Genomic DNA, 16,826 nt, shown 5'->3' with positions numbered 1-16,826 from the left:
AACCCGATATCCCCCGGCCAAGCCCGGGCGTTCCCGTCCGACACCTTGCTTGTCTCGCAGCACCATGCAATCTCCACCAGGAGCGTCGCATGTGGGAGATCTACGCCTACCAGAACGCCGACAGCTTGTTCGGCATCTTCAATGCCGCAGCGGCCATCCATGGCTCCGGCGACTACATGGCGGCGGTCGCCGCCGTGGCCTTCTGCGGGTTCATCGCAGCGCTGGTGGCCTATGCCTTCGCGCCGGAGAAGCTGCAGGGGTGGAAGTGGCTGGCGACGGTGCTGCTGGTGTTCTCCGTCCTCATCGTGCCGCGGGTGACCGTGGGCGTCGTCGACAAGACCGGCGGATCCGCCGTGAAGGTGGTGGCCAACGTCCCGTTCGGCGTGGCCTTCCTCGGCAGCGTCACCAGCACAGTTGGGCACACGCTCACGGGCCTGTTCGAGACTGCCTTCCAGGTCATCCCGGGTGTCGGCGCCCTGCCAAGCGAACTGAGCTATGAGAAGAACGGCCTGATGTTCGGCAACCGTCTCATCCGGGAGACAGGCGGCGTCACGTTCCAGGATCCGAACTTCCGCACGGACCTGATCAACTTCATCCACAACTGCACGATGTACGACCTGATCGACGGCACGGTCGATCCGGGCACGTTCTCGAGCTCGGACGACGTGTGGTCCCTGATGGCATCGCCCAACCCGGCCCGATTCACAACATTGACGAGTGCCGGCGGCTCGATCACCGTCGACACCTGCCCGAATGCCTACACGAACCTCAACGGCCGGCTACCGGCGCAGCTGACCCGCATCCAGGGCAAGCTCGCCTTCCAGCTGAATCCGACGCTGCCGGCTGCAGCCGCCAATGCCGCCATCGCCGGGCAGATCCAGCAGGCCTATCTGAAGAACAGCATCGCGACTGCAGCCGCGACGGCGGCCGACCTCATCCGCCAGAATGCGGTGCTGAATGCCATCAACGACACCAGCAACATCATCGGACAAAAGGTGAACGACCCAGCGGCCATGGTGCTGGCCGTCGGGCGGGCCCAGTCGGTGGCGCAGCGCAACGCTGGTTGGCTCAACGCAGGGAAGGTGGCCGAGCAGGCGCTGCCTGTCTTCAGGAACGTCATCGAAGCCTTGACCTACGCCCTCTTTCCGCTTGTCGTGCTTCTGATGCTGCTCACGAGTGGGCGGGAGACGATGCTCGCGTTCAAGGGCTATGTCACCACGCTGATCTGGGTTCAGCTCTGGCCCCCTCTGTACGCGATCCTGAACTACATGGCTTCGGTGTACGCCGCCTACGACATTGCCGCGGCGGCAGAGCTGGGTAGCGGCGCGAAGGCGCTGTCGCTTCAGACGGCATCGACAATCTACGCCCGGGCGATCTCAGGCGAGGCCGTCGTTGGCTACCTGTCTGCAACCATTCCATTGATTGCATGGGCGGTCCTCAAGCGGATGGAGACCTTCGGCGCAGCTGTTGCCGGCGGCCTGACGGGACTGGCGTCAACAGTTGCAACGACCACTGGCAGCATGGCCACTGGGAACCTCGCCCTCGGCAACGTCGGCATGGACCAGATACGGCTCGCACCTAACCGGACGTCCGCATTCATGAGTAACTGGCAGAACGACGTCAGCGGCAACACCTTCTCGTCGAACATGCTGACCGGCCGGACCGCCGTGAGCCTGCTGCGCAACCAGGGCTACGCGTCCCGGGTCGTCTCGATGCGCGTGAGCGAACAGGACGTGCAGGACGCCAGCCGCCAGGTCGACGCAGCCCGCAGCGAGGCGGTCGCTGCAAACACCGAACGTTCGGCGGTGCTGTCCGAGGCGTTCACCAAGGGCTTGGCCAAACTGAAGTCCTCGCGGAGCAGCACGGGGTCGACATCCAGCAGCTTCGAGCAGTTGGGGCAAACCATCGGTCGGCTGGATCAGATCTCCCGAAGCGTTTCCGAGTCCACTGGGCTGACACAGTCTCAGGTCGCTCGCATTGCGCTTGGCGTTACAGGTCACGCCGGATTCAATGCGCGGTTCGTTGGCGCCCAACTGAACGCGAGTGCAGACAAGACCTACCTTTCCGGACTGAGTGCAGATGAGCGGAAAGTGCTTGGTGCGCTCACGTCAGAGCAGGCCTCGGAGTTCAAGCAGTTCGGTGATCGCGTGTCGCGCGACAGTTCCGTCGCGAGCCTTGTAGCCACCGATGCTCGCGAAGCACGCGAACTGTCGTCGAGGATCGCCACCACAACCGCGCGCTCCGCCCGCGCAGATGCTTCCCTTGCCGACCGCACCGCGTTCTCTGAGCGGCTTGCCGTTGCCAGGGAGAGAGGCGATTCGATTTCAATCGACATTGCGCAGGATCCCTACAACCTGGCGATGTTCACTCGGTACGCTGAACAGTACGGTGGTACGAGCGCGTCCGCTCAACAGCTGCTGAGCGCTGAACTTGCCCGACAGGCGCTGGCTCCAACCCGAAACTTCAGCGATGGCACTGGCATGCCGTCATCGTTTGACGACGTCCGCCATCTCTACACGACTAATGGCGGTGAAGCGCGAGTCACGCCGGACATCGAAGCCGCATATCGAAAGGGGACGGGCGCGGTTCGTCAGGCTCCTCTTCTAGTCGCTCCACCGGGACTACCCACGACCGAACCAAACGATGCTCGCCAGCAGATTCAGGCGTCGTCGGACGACCTCCGCGGCCGAACTGCTGCTCGCGGGCAAGAGTTCGATAACGAGCGAAGCCCCGGGCGCGCCGACGACGGAACGATCTCCCCGCACCAGTCTCTGTTCAAAGGCGCAGCACGGCAAGTGGCCCGGGACACAGCCGAGACCGTTCAAGATGCCAAGGACGCGGTCAAGGGGATCATCAAGCGGTAGTCAATCAGGCCCGCGGGATGGCGCGTCGCCGTCAGGGGGCTTCATGAAGGGCGGGTGTCCCTTGTCGCGCCAATAGTTGGCCGCGAGATCCTCGGAAGTCACGCCTGAACCTGGAATCGCGCCTCCTGTACCCGTGTTTGGCCCCTTGGTGCCTCCGAGCTTGAGGACCGCCCCGCCGGTCGCAGCGCCGATCAACGAGCCGATACCGGCGAGAACAAGCCTTGTGGCACTGTCCTCACCGCTGCCGGTTGCGAAGCCTGCGACTGCACCTGCCGCGACGATCGCAAGGAAGAGAGCCAGTCGCAAGTCGAGCCTCCCGCGATCCAGTAGAAACAGTTTCGGCATCAGGGTACTGCCAACGCCTGCGTTGTAGACAATGCTCGACTGCAACATCCGCATCCCCAAGTCGCTTCACGCGGTCACGCGGTGCTCACGACCGACAGAAGACACCGTTGAGCCAGCGACGGATGCGCTGGCCAATCTATCGACTTGATCCGCCAGGTACTGGAGCGCGCGCCGCCGCTCGTCAGCCATCTCGTGATGGTGATACGCGGCCGTCACCTTGTTTCGCTCGGCATGCGCCAGTAGCAACTCGACCACCTCTCGGCTGAAGCCGTGCTCACGAAGCAAGGTCGCTGCCGTGCCTCTGGCCCCATGGGGCGAGAAGTCCGGAACGCCGAAGTCGAGTCGCTTGAAAAAGTGGTTCAGCGTTGCGTCGCCGAGCGGCACCGCGGCACGAAGCACCGACGGGAACACATAGGCCTGCGGCTCCGAGCCGAATGCCTTCAGCAGCCCGAGGAGTTCAAGTGCCTGCCGGGACAGGTAGACACGGTGCGGCGCCTTCATCTTCATGCGCTCGGCCGGGATGTCCCACTGGGCCCGCTCGAGATCGAACTCGCGCCACCGAGCCCGCAGCACCTCTGACTTGCGGCACATCGTGTACACCAGCATCCGGGTGGCAGCGATGGTCACGAAGTGCGCGCCTTGTTTCGCCACCGACCGCCAGAAGGCTCCCAGTTCTAGCTCTGTCAGATGCCGGTGGTGCTCGGCAGCAGGCACCTCGATGACGCCTCGCAGTGGCAAGGCCGGGTTGACCTCGACGAGCAGCTTCTGGATCGCGTAGTTGTAGATCTGCTGGATGTGCTGCCTGACGCCCTCCGCCGTTTTCGGCGTGCCTCTCCGAGCCTCGATAATTTGCAGAACGTCAGCCGGCCGAACTGCGCTGAGTGGCTTGCTGCCGATCTCGGGCCACACGAACCTCTCCAGTCTTGACTCGACCTGGCGTCGGTAGGTCTCCGACTTTGTCGCCAAGCGCTCCCGGATCCAGCGGCGCGCGAACGACTCGAAGTCGTCGCCTGCCGCTCGGGCTTCTGCAGATCGCTCGCGACGTGCACTCTCTTGCTGCCGACGGGCATCGAGCGGGTCGATGCCGCGCTCAAGCATCGCCCGCATCTCAAAGTGCCTCTCGCGAGCATCGGCGACGCCGACCTCCGGGAACTTGCCGATCGTGATCTCTCGGCGGCTCCCGCCAAACCGGTACTGGTAGCGCCAAGTCTTGAGCCCGGCGGCGCTGACCTCGACGAACAAGCCCCCACCGTCAGTGAGTTTGTACAGGCGAGAGCGCGGCTTCGCGCTGCTAATCCGGGTCGGGGTCAGGGAGTAGTTGCAGAGTCTCATGCAGGGTCTCACAAGGGCAATTGGCGGCCCCCTCCAAATGGAGGAATTTGGAGGGTTTTTCTCCTCTCCACCCGCCTTTAGGTACGCCAAAAGGGCGGGATTTCGTGGTCTGCCGTGAGACGTGCTGAAAAGACGAAGCCCCTGATTTCTTCAACAAAATCAGGGGCTTACGGGGCGCCATGAGACGCCGTGGAGCGAGATCACATGTGGTCGATCATGACCTGCCCGAAACCCGAGCAGCTGACCTGCGTCGCGCCCTCCATCAGGCGCGCGAAGTCGTAGGTGACCTTCTTGCTGAGGATGGAGCGCTCCATGCTCGCGATGATCAGGTCGGCGGCCTCGGTCCAGCCCATGTGGCGCAGCATCATCTCGGCGCTCAGGATCTCGGAGCCCGGGTTCACGTAGTCCTTGCCGGCGTACTTGGGCGCCGTGCCATGCGTCGCTTCGAACATGGCCACGCTGTCGCTCAGGTTCGCACCCGGAGCGATGCCGATGCCGCCCACTTGCGCAGCCAGCGCGTCGGACACGTAGTCGCCGTTCAGGTTCAGCGTGGCGATCACGCTGTACTCGGCCGGGCGCAGCAGGATCTGCTGCAGGAACGCATCGGCGATGCTGTCCTTGACGATGATGTCCTTGCCCGTCTTCGGGTTCTTGAACTTGCACCACGGGCCGCCGTCGATGAGCTCGGCGCCGAACTCCTTGATCGCCAGGTTGTAGGCCCAGTCACGGAAGCCACCTTCGGTGAACTTCATGATGTTGCCCTTGTGCACGATGGTCACGCTGGGCTTGTCGTTGTCGATCGCGTACTGGATCGCCTTGCGCACCAGGCGCTCGGTGCCTTCGCGGCTGACCGGCTTGACGCCGATGCCCGAGGTGTTCGGGAAGCGGATCTTCTTCACGCCCATCTCGTCCTGCAGGAACTTGATGAGCTTCTTGGCCTTGTCGCTCTCGGCCTCGAACTCGATGCCGGCGTAGATGTCTTCCGAGTTCTCGCGGAAGATGACCATGTTGGTCTTCTCGGGCTCCTTCACCGGGCTGGGCACGCCCTTGAAGTACTGGATCGGGCGCAGGCAGACGTAGAGGTCGAGTTCCTGGCGCAGCGCCACGTTCAGGCTGCGGATGCCACCGCCCACCGGCGTGGTCAGCGGGCCCTTGATGCTGACGACGTACTCGCGCACGACGTCCAGCGTCTCCTGGGGCAGCCAGACGTCGGGGCCGTAGACCTTGGTGCTCTTCTCGCCGGCGTAGACCTCCATCCAGTGGATCTTGCGCTTGCCGCCGTAGCTCTTGGCCACGGCGGCGTCGACCACCTTCAGCATCACCGGCGTGATGTCGAGGCCCGTGCCGTCGCCCTCGATGTACGGGATGATGGGCTGGTCAGGGACGTTGAGCGAGAAGTCGGCGTTGACCGTGATCTTCTGCCCGCCCTCGGGCACCTTGATGTGCTGGTACATGTTGTCGGTCTCCAGGGTCCGCGTTGCGGTGGTCGTGCGAAACCGCAAATTCTAGGGCACGGGCCTGTCAATGGTCTGACGATCGCGCCGCGTGGCGGCTTCAGGTGGCGCAGTAGGCGACCCACTGCTGCCACAGGCCGTGGCCCAGGGCCCAGCCCGAGGCCGCGACCAGCATCGCGCCTGCGGCGCGCGTGGCCCACACCACGGCACCGGCGCCCAGGGTGCCACCGCCCAGCCGTTGCCACAGCAGCGGACCGGCCACGAGCCCCAGGCCGCTGCTCAGCGCAAAGCCGGCCATCGCGGCGGCACCGCCCGCCGGCGTGTTGGCGAGCGCCGCCACCACCAGCGCGCTCTGCAGCAGCCCGCAGGGCCAGGCGGCCCACAGGCTGCCGGCCGCAGCGCCCCGCACGGGGCCTTGCATGCGCTGCCAACCCTGCGCATCCGGGGCGCTGGCCACGCGCTGCGCGCCGCGGCCAAGGTTCTCCAGCCAGGCCGGCTGGCGCCCGCGCCACAGCAGATACAGACCCAGACCCAGCGCCGCCGCATGGGCCAGGCTCCACAAGGGCCGCAGCGCCGGGCTCCACTGGCCCAGCGTCGACAGCAGCCCCACGCTGGAGGCGACCAGCGCGCCTGCCAGCGCGTAGCTGGCCATGCGCGCGAGCTGGAAGCTGATCTGCGTGCCGCTGCCGCCGCGGCCCACCACGGCCGTGCAGGCCGCGCCGCACATCACCGTGCAATGCGGCGCGCCGGCCAGGCCGAGCATCAGGGCGCTGACGAAGAGAGCGAAGTCCACGCCCTAGATGATGCGCGAAAAGCGCTCCCGCACCTGGTCGGTCTGCAGGTACTTGTCGAACGCCATGGCCACGCCGCGCACGAAGAACCAGCCGCTGGCCGTGACCTGGATCGCGCTGTCGGTGATTTCCACCAGCCCGCCCTCCACCATCGGCTGGAGCCGCGCCAGTTCGGGCGCGAAGTGCTCGCGCACCTTGATCAGGTGCGCGAGCTCGATCGACTCGAACTCCACGCGGCCCTGGCACATCAGGGCCATGATGACCGCGCGGCGCAGCAGGTCTTCACGGGTCAGCGCCAGGCCCCGCACCACCGGGAACTGGCCCTGGCGCACGGCGTCGTAGTACTCGGGCAGGGTCTTCGCGTTCTGGCTGTAGGTGGCCCCCATGCGGCCGATCGACGACACGCCCAGGCCGATCAGGTCGCAGTCGGGCTGCGTGCTGTAGCCTTGGAAGTTGCGGTGCAGGCGGCCCTGGCGGCGCGCGGCCGACAACGAATCGCCCGGCAGCGCGAAGTGGTCCATGCCGATGTAGGTGTAGCCGCTGCCGATGAAGCCCGCGAGCGCGCCGCCCAGCATCCGGATGCGGTGCTCGGCCGACGGCAGGTCGCTCTGGATGATGCGCCGCTGCGGCTTGAAACGCGCCGGCAGGTGGGCATAGGCATAGAGCGCGATGCGGTCGGGCCGCAGCTCGGCGACCTGCGCGATGGTGCGTGCGAACGACTCGGGGGTCTGCTTGGGCAGGCCGTAGATCAGGTCGGTGTTGATCGACTCGAACTGCAGCGCACGCGCCGCCTGGATCAGGTCGCGCACGCTCTCGAACGACTGCACGCGGTGCACCGCCTGCTGCACCTGGGGGTCGAAGTCCTGGATGCCGAAGCTGATGCGGTTGAAGCCCAGCCCGGCCAGGTGGCGCAGGCGGTCGGGCGTGGCCGTGCGCGGGTCGACCTCGATCGAGATCTCGGCGCCCGCGACCAGCTTGAAGCTGCGTCGCAGCGACGCCATCAGGTCCGCCAGTTCGCCGTCGGACAGGAAGGTCGGCGAGCCGCCGCCCAGGTGCAGCTGCGACACGGCCTGGTTCGGCCCCAGTTCGGCCACGTGCAGCGCGATCTCGAGATCCAGCGCGTCCAGGTATTCCCGGCTGCGTTCGTGGTGCCTGGTGATGACCTTGTTGCAGGCGCAGTAGTAGCACACCGATTCGCAGAACGGGATGTGCACGTACACCGACAGCGGCGGCGTGCCGCCGACGTTGGCGCCTTCGGCACGCTGGCGCAGCGCCTGCGTGTACTGCGCCGGCCCGAAGGCCTCGACGAACCGGTCGGCGGTCGGGTAGGAGGTGTAGCGCGGACCCGGGACGTCCAGGCGGCGGAGCAGGGAGTCGGGCACGAGCGGGGTCATCGTTGCGGGCGGTTGGTTCATGACGCACGCCACTGTGCCAAAACCCAGTCCGGACTCCTTGATCTGGCTCAAGCGCCGCAGTGGCCACACGGCGAAGAATCGCTCCCGTCCTTGAGCGAAGTCATGGGTCATACTGCGCAACGCCGCGGTCCCGGGCGCTCCCAGGGCCCTCCAACCAACAACGGCACCCCATGACCACAGCGAACACCGGCATCCGTCTTGAACCGTTCAAGGTCGCGTGTTCCAGCTGCAACCTGCGTGAACTCTGCCTGCCCGTCGGCATGAGCAACGACCAGCTGGAACGCCTGGACGACATGGTGGCCACGCGGCGCTCGGTGGCGCGCGGAGACACCCTGTTCCGCGCCGGCGACCCCTTCCAGGCCCTGTACGCGGTGCGCACGGGCTTCTTCAAGACCTGCGTGTCGTCCGAAGACGGCCGCGACCAGGTCACCGGTTTCCAGATGGCCGGCGAACTGCTCGGGCTGGACGGCATCGGCACCGAGCGCCACACCTGCGATTCGGTGGCGCTCGAGGACAGCCAGGTGTGCGTCATCCCGTACCAGGAGCTGGAAGACCTGTCGCGCGAGTTCAGCGACCTGCAGCGTCAGTTCCACAAGATCATGAGCCGCGAGATCGTGCGCGACCACGGCGTGATGCTGCTGCTGGGCAGCATGCGCGCCGAGGAGCGCCTGGCCGCCTTCCTGCTGAACCTGACGCAGCGGCTGCAGACACGCGGCTTCTCGGCCAGTTCGCTGATCCTGCGCATGACGCGCGAAGAGATCGGCAGCTACCTGGGCCTGAAGCTCGAGACGGTCAGCCGCACCTTCAGCAAGTTCCAGGACGACGGCGTGCTGGAAGTCAAGCAGCGCCACATCCACGTGCTCGACCCGGCGGCGCTGCAGAAGCTGGTCAACAGCACGGCCTGCTGAGGTCGCCGGGGGCTGCAGCGCTCAGCGGAAGCTGCGGCTGTTGATCTCGGTGGCGCTCTCGGCCAGCAGGTGTGACATCGCGCCGGCAGCCGCGATCACGATCCAGAACAGGAAGAACGCCAGCGAGTAGACCGCGGTGGCGCTCAGCGTCACCGGCGCGCCGCCGAACCAGTGCAGCGACTGCGGGTCGACCAGCGAGAACACCACGATCTCCAGCACGCCGGCCATCAGGAAGGCCGGCCAGGCGATGGCCATCGCTTGCTTCTTCAGGCGTTGCATGGCGCGTGGTCCGTCAAGGCTGCTGCGGGGTGGCCGCATGGTTGCGGCCCTGCATGGCGGGCGTCTCGGCCTGCACCTTGCCGGCAGGCGCGGGCCGGGTGTCGAGCACCGGGTCGGCCCCGCGCACGGCGATCACCGCCGTGGCGATGCCGGCGACGACCACGGTCAGCGGGCCGCCGATCACGAGCCAGACCATGCCGAAGCGCCACCACGGCTGGGGTGCGGCGGGGGTGGCGGCGGGGGCGGTGGAGGTGTTCATCGTCGATGTCCTGGAGGTCGAAGAGAGACTCAGCGCGGCACCACGAAGGTGGACTTCTCGACTTCGCGCACGCTGCGCGCGTCGTCGGCCGACGGCAGCCGCTCGATGCCGAACTGGATGGGGTGGGCGCCGGCGCCGGCCGCGGCGGCGGCTTCGGGCGGCACGCGCACGGAGACGGTGACCCAGCGCGCCTCGGCAGGCGCCACCTCGAAGGCTTCCTGGCCCTGCAGCCCGATGCCCGGCAGGCCGCTCACCTGCAGCGCGTAGCGCTGCGGCAGTTCGGTGGCATTCATCACCTGCAGGCGGTAGACGTTCTCGATCTGACCGTCGTCGACGAGCCGCGCCAGCGTCGCGCGGTCGCGCACGACGTCGACACGGAACGGGCTGCGCAGGGCCAGGCTGGCGATCAGCGCGCCGACCACCAGCACGAGGATGGCGCTGTACACGAGCACGCGCGGGCGGAAGATGCCGCGCAGCATCTCGCCCCGCGTGAGGTGCTTGGTCATGCCGTTCAGCGTGGCGTAGCGGATGAGCCCGCGCGGGTACTTCATCTTGTCCATCACGCCGTTGCAGACGTCGATGCAGGCGGCGCAGCCGATGCATTCGTACTGCAGGCCGTTGCGGATGTCGATGCCGGTGGGGCACACGTCGACGCACAGGCCGCAGTCGATGCAGTCGCCCAGGCCCTGGGCACGGGCGTCGATCTTGCGCGAGCGGGTGCCGCGCGGGTCGCCGCGCTCGGCGTCGTAGCTGATGATCAGCGTGTCCTTGTCGAACATCGCGCTCTGGAAGCGCGCGTACGGGCACATGTACTTGCAGACCTGCTCGCGCATGTAGCCGGCGTTGCCGTAGGTGGCGAAGCCGTAGAACAGCACCCAGAACCATTCCCACGGCCCCAGCGCCAGGCTGGCGGCCGCCGGCACCAGCTCGCGGATGGGCGTGAAGTAGCCGACGAAGGTGATGCCGGTCCACAGGCCGAAGGCGATCCAGGCCGCCTGCGTGCCGGTCTTGCGCCACAGCCGGTTCAGCGTCCAGGGGCCGCCGTCGAGCTTCATGCGGGCCATGCGGTCGCCCTCGAACTTGCGTTCGATCCACATGAAGATCTCGGTGTAGACGGTCTGCGGGCAGGCGTAGCCGCACCACAGCCGCCCTGCCACCGCCGTGAACAGGAACAGCGCGTAGGCCGAGATGATCAGGATGGCCGTCAGGTAGATGAAGTCCTGCGGGTACAGCACCAGCCCGAAGATGTAGAACCGCCGCGCGCCCAGGTCGAACAGCACGCCCTGGCGGGCGTTCCACTCCAGCCAGGGCAGCCCGTAGAAGAGCAGCTGCGTGCCCCACACCAGGGCCCAGCGCCAGCCGGCGAACCAGCCGCTGACGGCGCGGGCGTAGATCTTCTTCTGCTTGGCGTAGAGCGACACCACCGCGACGACGGCGTCGTCGCTGTCCGGGTTCGGGTGGGCGGCGGACTGCGCGCGCGCGGCGGTCTCGGTCATCGATGCAGGCAGATCACTTGGCGGCGACGGTCGCGGTCTGCGACAGGTTCCAGACGTAGCCGGCCAGCACGTGGATCTGCTCCGGGCTCAGGCGCGCGGCCTGCGCCGGCATGACGTTGAGCTTGCCCGCGGTGATGATGTTCACGATCGCCTGCTCGCCCCAGCCGTGCAGCCAGACCTTGTCGGTCAGGTTCGGTGCGCCCAGGGCCTGGTTGCCCTTGCCGTCGGCACCGTGGCAGGCCGCGCAGGCGGTGAACTTGGCCTTGCCGAGCTGCGCCGCCACGCTGTTGTGCGGGCTGCCCGACAGGCTCAGCACGTACTGGGCGACGTTCTTCACGTCCTCGGCCGTGCCCACTGCCGCGGCCATCGGGGGCATGTTGCCCTGGCGGCCGCCGGTGATGGTCTCCTTGATCTTGTCGTGCGTGCCGCCATACAGCCAGTCGCTGTCGGTCAGGTTCGGGAAGCCCTTGCTGCCGCGGGCATCCGAGCCGTGGCACTGTGCGCAGTTGTTCGCGTACAGCCGCTCGCCGATGGCCATGGCCTGTGCGTCCTTGGCCAGATCCTCGGCACCCAGCGGCGTGAACTTGGCGTACAGCGGCGCCATCTGGGTGCGCGCCTTCTCCATCTCGGTCGCGTGCTGGCCGGTGCTGCTCCACTTCAGCGTGCCGGGGTTGCTGCCCAGCCCCGGGTAGAAGGCCAGGTACACGGCGCCGAAGACCACCGTGATGACGAACAGGCCCACCCACCAGCGCGGCAGCGGGTTGTTCATCTCCTTCAGGTCCACGTCCCAGACGTGGCCGGTGGAGTTGTCGCTGGCCATCACCTTGCGGCGGCTGGCGATGACCAGCAGCACCAGGCAGAACACCAGGCTCACCACGGTGATGCCGGCGACGAACAGCGACCAGCCGCTGTTGAAGAAGTCACTCATTGCCGTTCTCCTGCCTGTTCGGCACTGTCCTTGTCGAGGAAGGGCAACTGCGCCGCCTCGCTGAAACTGCCCTGGCGCTTGCTCTGCCAGGCCCAGACCACGATGCCCAGGAAGAGCACCAGGCCCATCACCGTGACGCCGGTGCGGAAGAGGTTGATGTCCATGGTCGCGGCCCCCTCACTTCACCGCGGTGCCCAGCACCTGCAGGTAGGCGATCATGGCTTCGAGCTCGGTCTTGCCCTTCACGTCGTCGGCCGCCTTGGCGATCTCGGCATCGGTGTAGGGCACGCCCAGCGTGCGCAGGGCCTTCATGCGCGGGGCCATGCCCTCGGCGTCGACCGTGGCCGTCTCCAGCCACGGGTACGCCGGCATGTTCGACTCGGGCACCAGGTCGCGCGGGTTGATCAGGTGGATGCGGTGCCACTCGTCGCTGTACTTGCCGCCCACGCGGTGCAGGTCGGGGCCGGTGCGCTTGCTGCCCCACTGGAAGGGGTAGTCGTAGACGAACTCGCCGGCCATCGAGTAGTGGCCGTAGCGCAGCGTCTCGGCGCGGAAGGGGCGGATCATCTGCGAGTGGCAGTTGTAGCAGCCCTCGCGCTGGTAGATGTCGCGCCCGGCGAGCTGCAGCGCGGTGTAGGGCTTGAGGCCTTCCACCGGCTGCGACGTGCTGCGCTGGAAGAACAGCGGCACGATCTCGACGATGCCGCCGACCGCGATGGTCAGCAGGATCAGCACGATCATCAGGAAGTTGCTGGTCTCGATCTTCTCGTGACCACGCGGGGCATGGGTCTGTGCCATGGTGTGTGTTCCTTCTTCTTGTTCAGGCGTGGGCCGCCACCAGCGGCACGGGGGCCTGGGCGACCTTGCTGCCCTTGACCGTCATCACCGTGTTCCAGGCCATGATCAGCATGCCCGTCAGGTACAGCAGGCCACCGCCCAGGCGGATGACGTAGAAGGGGAACGTGGCCTTCACGCTCTCGACGAAGCTGTAGACCAGCGTGCCGTCGGGGTTGACCGCGCGCCACATCAGGCCCTGCATCACGCCGGCGATCCACATCGCGGCGATGTACAGCACGATGCCGATGGTCGCGATCCAGAAGTGCAGCTCGATCGCGCGCTTGCTGTACATCTCGGTCTTGCCGTACATGCGCGGGATCAGGTAGTACAGCGCGCCCATCGAGATCAGGCCGACCCAGCCCAGCGCACCGCTGTGCACGTGGCCGACGGTCCAGTCGGTGTAGTGGCTGAGCGCGTTGACGGTCTTGATCGACATCATCGGGCCCTCGAACGTGCTCATGCCGTAGAACGACAGCGACACGATCAGGAACTTCAGGATCGGGTCGTCACGCAGCTTGTGCCAGGCACCGCTGAGGGTCATGATGCCGTTGATCATGCCGCCCCAGCTGGGCGCCAGCAGCACCAGCGAGAACACCATGCCCACGCTCTGCGCCCAGTCGGGCAGCGCGGTGTAGTGCAGGTGGTGCGGACCCGCCCACATGTACGTGAAGATCAGCGCCCAGAAGTGCACGATCGACAGGCGGTAGCTGTACACCGGGCGGCCGGCCTGCTTGGGGATGTAGTAGTACATGATCCCCAGGAAGCCCGCGGTCAGGAAGAAGCCCACCGCGTTGTGGCCGTACCACCACTGCACCATCGCGTCCTGCACACCGGCGTAGGCCGAGTAGCTCTTGGTCAGCGTCACCGGAATGGCCGCCGAGTTGACGATGTGCAGCAGCGCCACCGCCAGGATGAAGGCGCCGAAGAACCAGTTCGCGACATAGATGTGGCGCACCTTGCGGATGCCCACCGTGCCGAAGAACACCACCGCGTAGGCCACCCACACCACCGCGATCAGCAGGTCGATGGGCCACTCGAGTTCGGCGTACTCCTTGCTGGTCGTGTAGCCCAGCGGCAGCGAGATCGCCGCGGCCACGATCACCAGCTGCCAGCCCCAGAACGTGAACATCGCCAGCTTGGGCAGGAAGAGCGGCGTCTGGCAGGTGCGCTGCACGACGTGGTAGCTGGTGGCGAACAGCACGCTGCCGCCGAACGCGAAGATCACCGCGTTGGTGTGCAGAGGCCGCAGCCGGCCATAGCTGAGCCACGGGATGCCGAAGTTGAGCTCGGGCCAGGTCAGCTGCGCGGCGATGACCACGCCGACCAGCATGCCGACGATCCCCCACAGCACGGCCACCAGCGAGAACAGTCTCACCGGTGTGTCGTAGTACACCGTCGCAGCCGGTGCAGTCGAATTGGCCATCAGGCTTCTCCTCGTTTCAAGAATGGACTTTCGGCGATTGTTCGGGTGCGTCCTGACGCGGGCCTTGATCGCCATCAACTGCCGCGACATCGTGTTGCAGGATGCGCGCGCCCTCGCCTTCCAGGTCCTCGAACTGGCCGCGTTGCAGCGCCCAGCCGAAGACGCCGATGATGCCGAGCACCAGCACGGCGGACAGCGGGATCAGCAGGTACAGGATTTCCATGGCGTGGACTGCTTCAGCGCCCGGCGCGCAGTGCATTGAAGATGACGAACAGCGAGCTCAGCGCCATGCCCAGGCCGGCGGCCCAGGGCGGCAGCCAGCCGGCCAGCGCCAGCGGGATGCAAGCCGCGTTGTAGGCCGCGGCCCAGAACAGGTTCTGGCGCACGATGCGCATCGCGCGGCGGGCCGTGTGCTGCGCGCGCACCAGGTCCAGCGGCCGGTTCGACACGATCACCGCATCGGCCTGCGCGCGCGACACGAGCGCGCCCTGCCCCATGGCCAGCGAGACGTCGGCCCGCGCCAGCACCGGTGCGTCGTTGATGCCGTCGCCGACCATCGCCACCGGGCCGCCCTGCGCCTGCGCCGCGGCCACCGCCGCCAGCTTGTCCTCGGGCGTGGCCGCGGCGACCACGTCGTCGATGCCCAGCCGCTGCGCCAGCCGCTGCGCGCGCGCCGCGGTGTCGCCCGACAGCAGCGTGACGTGCACGCCGTCGGCGCGCAGCGCGGCCACGGCCTCGGCGGCATCGGGCCGCAACGTCTCGTCGAAGCCGAAGCCGGCCAGCACGCGGCCGTCGCGCGCGAGCCAGACCTGGATGGCGCCGTCGTGCGCCGCCCCGGTCCAGGCAGCCGCACCCAACCGCCATGGGCGGCCCTGCGCATCGGTGGCCGACAGGCCCTGGCCGGCGACCTCCTCGATCGCATGCCAGGACAGCGCCGGAACATCCGGCACGGCCGCCACCAGCGCCTGCGACAGCGGGTGCCGCGACCAGGCCGCGAGCGAGGCGGCCTGCTCGGCCAGCAGCGGCTCGTCGGCGAGCAGGCGGCATTCGGTGAGCGTCGGCCGGTCTTCGGTGAGCGTGCCGGTCTTGTCGATGAAGAGGCGGCGCGTCGTGGCCAGCGGCTCCAGCGCGTCGAGCCGGTGCACCAGCACGCCACGCCGCGCCAGCCCGCCGGCCGCGGCCACCAGCGTGGCGGGTGCGGCCAGCGACAGCGCGCACGGGCAGGTGACGATGAGCACCGACACCGCGACCCACACCGCACGCGACGGATCGATCACGCTCCAGGCCGCGGCAGCGCCGCCGGCCAGCACCAGCACGGCCCACAGGAACGGCGGCGCCCAGCGGTCGGCTGCGCGCGCCAGCGCCGGGCGCTGCGACATCGCGTCGCGCATCATCGAGACGATCGCCTCGAAGCGCGTGTCGGCGCCGACCCGCTCGACGCGCACCAGCACCGGCGCGCCCAGGTTCACGCTGCCGGCCACCACGGCCGCGCCAGCGGGCTTGTCGACCGGCACCGATTCGCCGCTGAGCAGCGCCTCGTCGGCCTGGGTGTGGCCCGACAGCAGCACACCGTCGGCCGGGAAGGCCTGGCCCACCGCCACGCGCACGCAGTCGCCGGGCTGCAGGCGCTGCACGCTGACGGTGGTGCTGCTGCCATCTTCAGCGATGCGCTCGGCGCTCTCGGGCAATCGGGCCAGCGCGGACTCGAGCGCCGCCGCCGCGCGGTGCCGCGCACGCAGCTCCACATAGCGCCCGCCGAGCAGGAAGCTGACGAACATGGTCAGCGAGTCGAAGTAGACCTCGTGCCCGAACAGGCCGCCGGGCGCGAACGTGGCGCCGCTGCTGGCGATGAAGGTGACGGCGATGCCCAGCGCCACCGGCACGTCCATGCCGATGCGGCGCTGCCGCAGGCCGCGCCAGGCACCGCTGAAGAACGGGCCGGCGGCAAACCACAGCACCGGCAGCGACAGCAGCCAGCTGCCCCAGTTCAGCAGCTGCCGCATGTCGTCGGCCAACTCGCCCGGGCCGGCCACGTAGCTGGGCGTGGCGAACATCATCACCTGCATCGCGCAGAAGCTGGCGACGAACAGGCGCCACACGGCCGTGCGGTGCTCGGCCCGGCGCAGTTCGCGCGCGGGGGCCGCGGCATCGGGCACGGCGTCGTAGCCGGCGCCGCGCACGGCATTGATCAGCGCCGAGGGCTGCGTCTGCGCCGGGTCCCAGCGCACCACGGCGCGCTGGCCGGCGGCACTGACCTGCGCGCTGCGCACGCCGCCCACGCCCAGCAGCGCATGCTCGATGATGCCGCTGCAGGCGGCGCAGTGCATGCCGGACAGCTGCAGCGCCGATTCACCGAGACGCTCGCCGCCGGTGCCCACCACCCAGCGTGTGAAGCGCCCCTGCTCCAGCGGATCGTCGACGACCGCAAGGCGCGCCGGCGCGGCACCCTGGGGCAAGGAAGAGGTCTCCGCGAACGCAGTCATGGGCTGGCGATA

At 67.6% G+C, this 16,826-nt stretch carries 16 protein-coding genes; 2 read left to right on the top strand and 14 right to left on the bottom strand.

Annotated features, from left to right (window positions below):
- Positions 1-89: 89 nt before the first annotated feature.
- Entirely contained in the window at positions 90-2,864 is a 2,775-nt protein-coding gene (locus tag ACPOLB_RS26245) for a conjugal transfer protein TraG N-terminal domain-containing protein (RefSeq protein WP_425259012.1), read from the top strand.
- Here ACPOLB_RS26245 and ACPOLB_RS26240 read toward each other — a convergent pair whose 3' ends face one another.
- The 5 genes from ACPOLB_RS26240 to hemN all read right to left on the bottom strand — a co-directional run bounded on the left by ACPOLB_RS26240 (position 2,865) and on the right by hemN (position 8,180).
- Entirely contained in the window at positions 2,865-3,263 is a 399-nt protein-coding gene (locus ACPOLB_RS26240) for a hypothetical protein (RefSeq protein ID WP_425259011.1), read from the bottom strand.
- 12 nt (positions 3,264-3,275) lie between these two features.
- A complete protein-coding gene (locus ACPOLB_RS26235) occupies positions 3,276-4,541 on the bottom strand; it encodes a tyrosine-type recombinase/integrase (protein WP_425259010.1) in 1,266 nt (421 codons plus the stop codon).
- A gap of 200 nt (positions 4,542-4,741) precedes the next feature.
- Positions 4,742-5,995: an NADP-dependent isocitrate dehydrogenase gene (gene icd / locus ACPOLB_RS26230; protein ID WP_425259009.1), complete on the bottom strand. Its 1,254-nt coding sequence runs from the start codon at positions 5,993-5,995 to the stop codon at positions 4,742-4,744.
- Positions 5,996-6,095: 100 nt separating this feature from the next.
- Positions 6,096-6,788: a sulfite exporter TauE/SafE family protein gene (locus ACPOLB_RS26225; protein ID WP_425259008.1), complete on the bottom strand. Its 693-nt coding sequence runs from the start codon at positions 6,786-6,788 to the stop codon at positions 6,096-6,098.
- Positions 6,789-6,791: 3 nt separating this feature from the next.
- Positions 6,792-8,180: an oxygen-independent coproporphyrinogen III oxidase gene (gene hemN / locus ACPOLB_RS26220; protein WP_425259007.1), complete on the bottom strand. Its 1,389-nt coding sequence runs from the start codon at positions 8,178-8,180 to the stop codon at positions 6,792-6,794.
- Between the two features lie 191 nt (positions 8,181-8,371).
- Between hemN and fnr the strand changes: the two genes are divergently transcribed.
- Positions 8,372-9,109 carry a fumarate/nitrate reduction transcriptional regulator Fnr gene (gene fnr / locus ACPOLB_RS26215; RefSeq protein WP_425259006.1) on the top strand — a complete coding sequence of 246 codons (738 nt, stop codon included), beginning with the start codon at positions 8,372-8,374 and terminating at the stop codon, positions 9,107-9,109.
- Between the two features lie 21 nt (positions 9,110-9,130).
- On the opposite strand, the gene ACPOLB_RS26210 is transcribed toward fnr, so the two are convergent.
- Genes ACPOLB_RS26210 through ACPOLB_RS26170 form a run of 9 tightly spaced genes read right to left on the bottom strand, consistent with a single transcriptional unit; the run spans position 9,131 to position 16,814 of the window.
- The gene (locus ACPOLB_RS26210) at positions 9,131-9,388 is read right to left on the bottom strand and encodes a hypothetical protein (protein WP_425259005.1); all 258 of its coding nucleotides are present in this window, start codon (positions 9,386-9,388) and stop codon (positions 9,131-9,133) included.
- 13 nt (positions 9,389-9,401) lie between these two features.
- Positions 9,402-9,647 carry a nitrogen fixation protein FixH gene (locus tag ACPOLB_RS26205; protein WP_425259004.1) on the bottom strand — a complete coding sequence of 82 codons (246 nt, stop codon included), beginning with the start codon at positions 9,645-9,647 and terminating at the stop codon, positions 9,402-9,404.
- Between the two features lie 29 nt (positions 9,648-9,676).
- Positions 9,677-11,143, bottom strand: coding sequence for a cytochrome c oxidase accessory protein CcoG (gene ccoG / locus ACPOLB_RS26200; RefSeq protein ID WP_425259003.1), 1,467 nt, complete (start codon positions 11,141-11,143; stop codon positions 9,677-9,679).
- A 13-nt stretch (positions 11,144-11,156) separates the two neighbouring features.
- Positions 11,157-12,071, bottom strand: a complete 915-nt coding sequence (gene ccoP / locus ACPOLB_RS26195; RefSeq protein ID WP_425259002.1) for a cytochrome-c oxidase, cbb3-type subunit III — start codon at positions 12,069-12,071, stop codon at positions 11,157-11,159.
- Positions 12,068-12,235 carry a cbb3-type cytochrome oxidase subunit 3 gene (locus ACPOLB_RS26190; protein ID WP_425259001.1) on the bottom strand — a complete coding sequence of 56 codons (168 nt, stop codon included), beginning with the start codon at positions 12,233-12,235 and terminating at the stop codon, positions 12,068-12,070. The genes ccoP and ACPOLB_RS26190 overlap by 4 nt, the downstream gene beginning before the upstream one ends.
- Positions 12,236-12,248: 13 nt before the next feature.
- On the bottom strand, positions 12,249-12,869 hold the full coding sequence (gene ccoO / locus ACPOLB_RS26185; RefSeq protein ID WP_425259000.1) for a cytochrome-c oxidase, cbb3-type subunit II: 621 nt from the start codon (positions 12,867-12,869) through the stop codon (positions 12,249-12,251).
- A 22-nt stretch (positions 12,870-12,891) separates the two neighbouring features.
- A complete protein-coding gene (ccoN, locus tag ACPOLB_RS26180; RefSeq protein ID WP_425258999.1) occupies positions 12,892-14,331 on the bottom strand; it encodes a cytochrome-c oxidase, cbb3-type subunit I in 1,440 nt (479 codons plus the stop codon).
- A 16-nt stretch (positions 14,332-14,347) separates the two neighbouring features.
- Positions 14,348-14,554 (bottom strand): cbb3-type cytochrome oxidase assembly protein CcoS, encoded by a 207-nt coding sequence (gene ccoS, locus ACPOLB_RS26175; protein ID WP_425258997.1) that lies wholly within the window; start codon positions 14,552-14,554, stop codon positions 14,348-14,350.
- Between the two features lie 13 nt (positions 14,555-14,567).
- Positions 14,568-16,814 carry a heavy metal translocating P-type ATPase gene (locus tag ACPOLB_RS26170; RefSeq protein ID WP_425258996.1) on the bottom strand — a complete coding sequence of 749 codons (2,247 nt, stop codon included), beginning with the start codon at positions 16,812-16,814 and terminating at the stop codon, positions 14,568-14,570.
- Between the last annotated feature and the right edge of the window lie 12 nt (positions 16,815-16,826).

This window comes from Rubrivivax soli (genome assembly GCF_049810355.1).
In the GTDB taxonomy this organism is placed as follows: Bacteria; Pseudomonadota; Gammaproteobacteria; order Burkholderiales; family Burkholderiaceae_C; genus Rubrivivax.
Note: the sequence above shows the minus strand (reverse complement) of the source record. Positions and strands in the feature narration are given on the sequence as shown.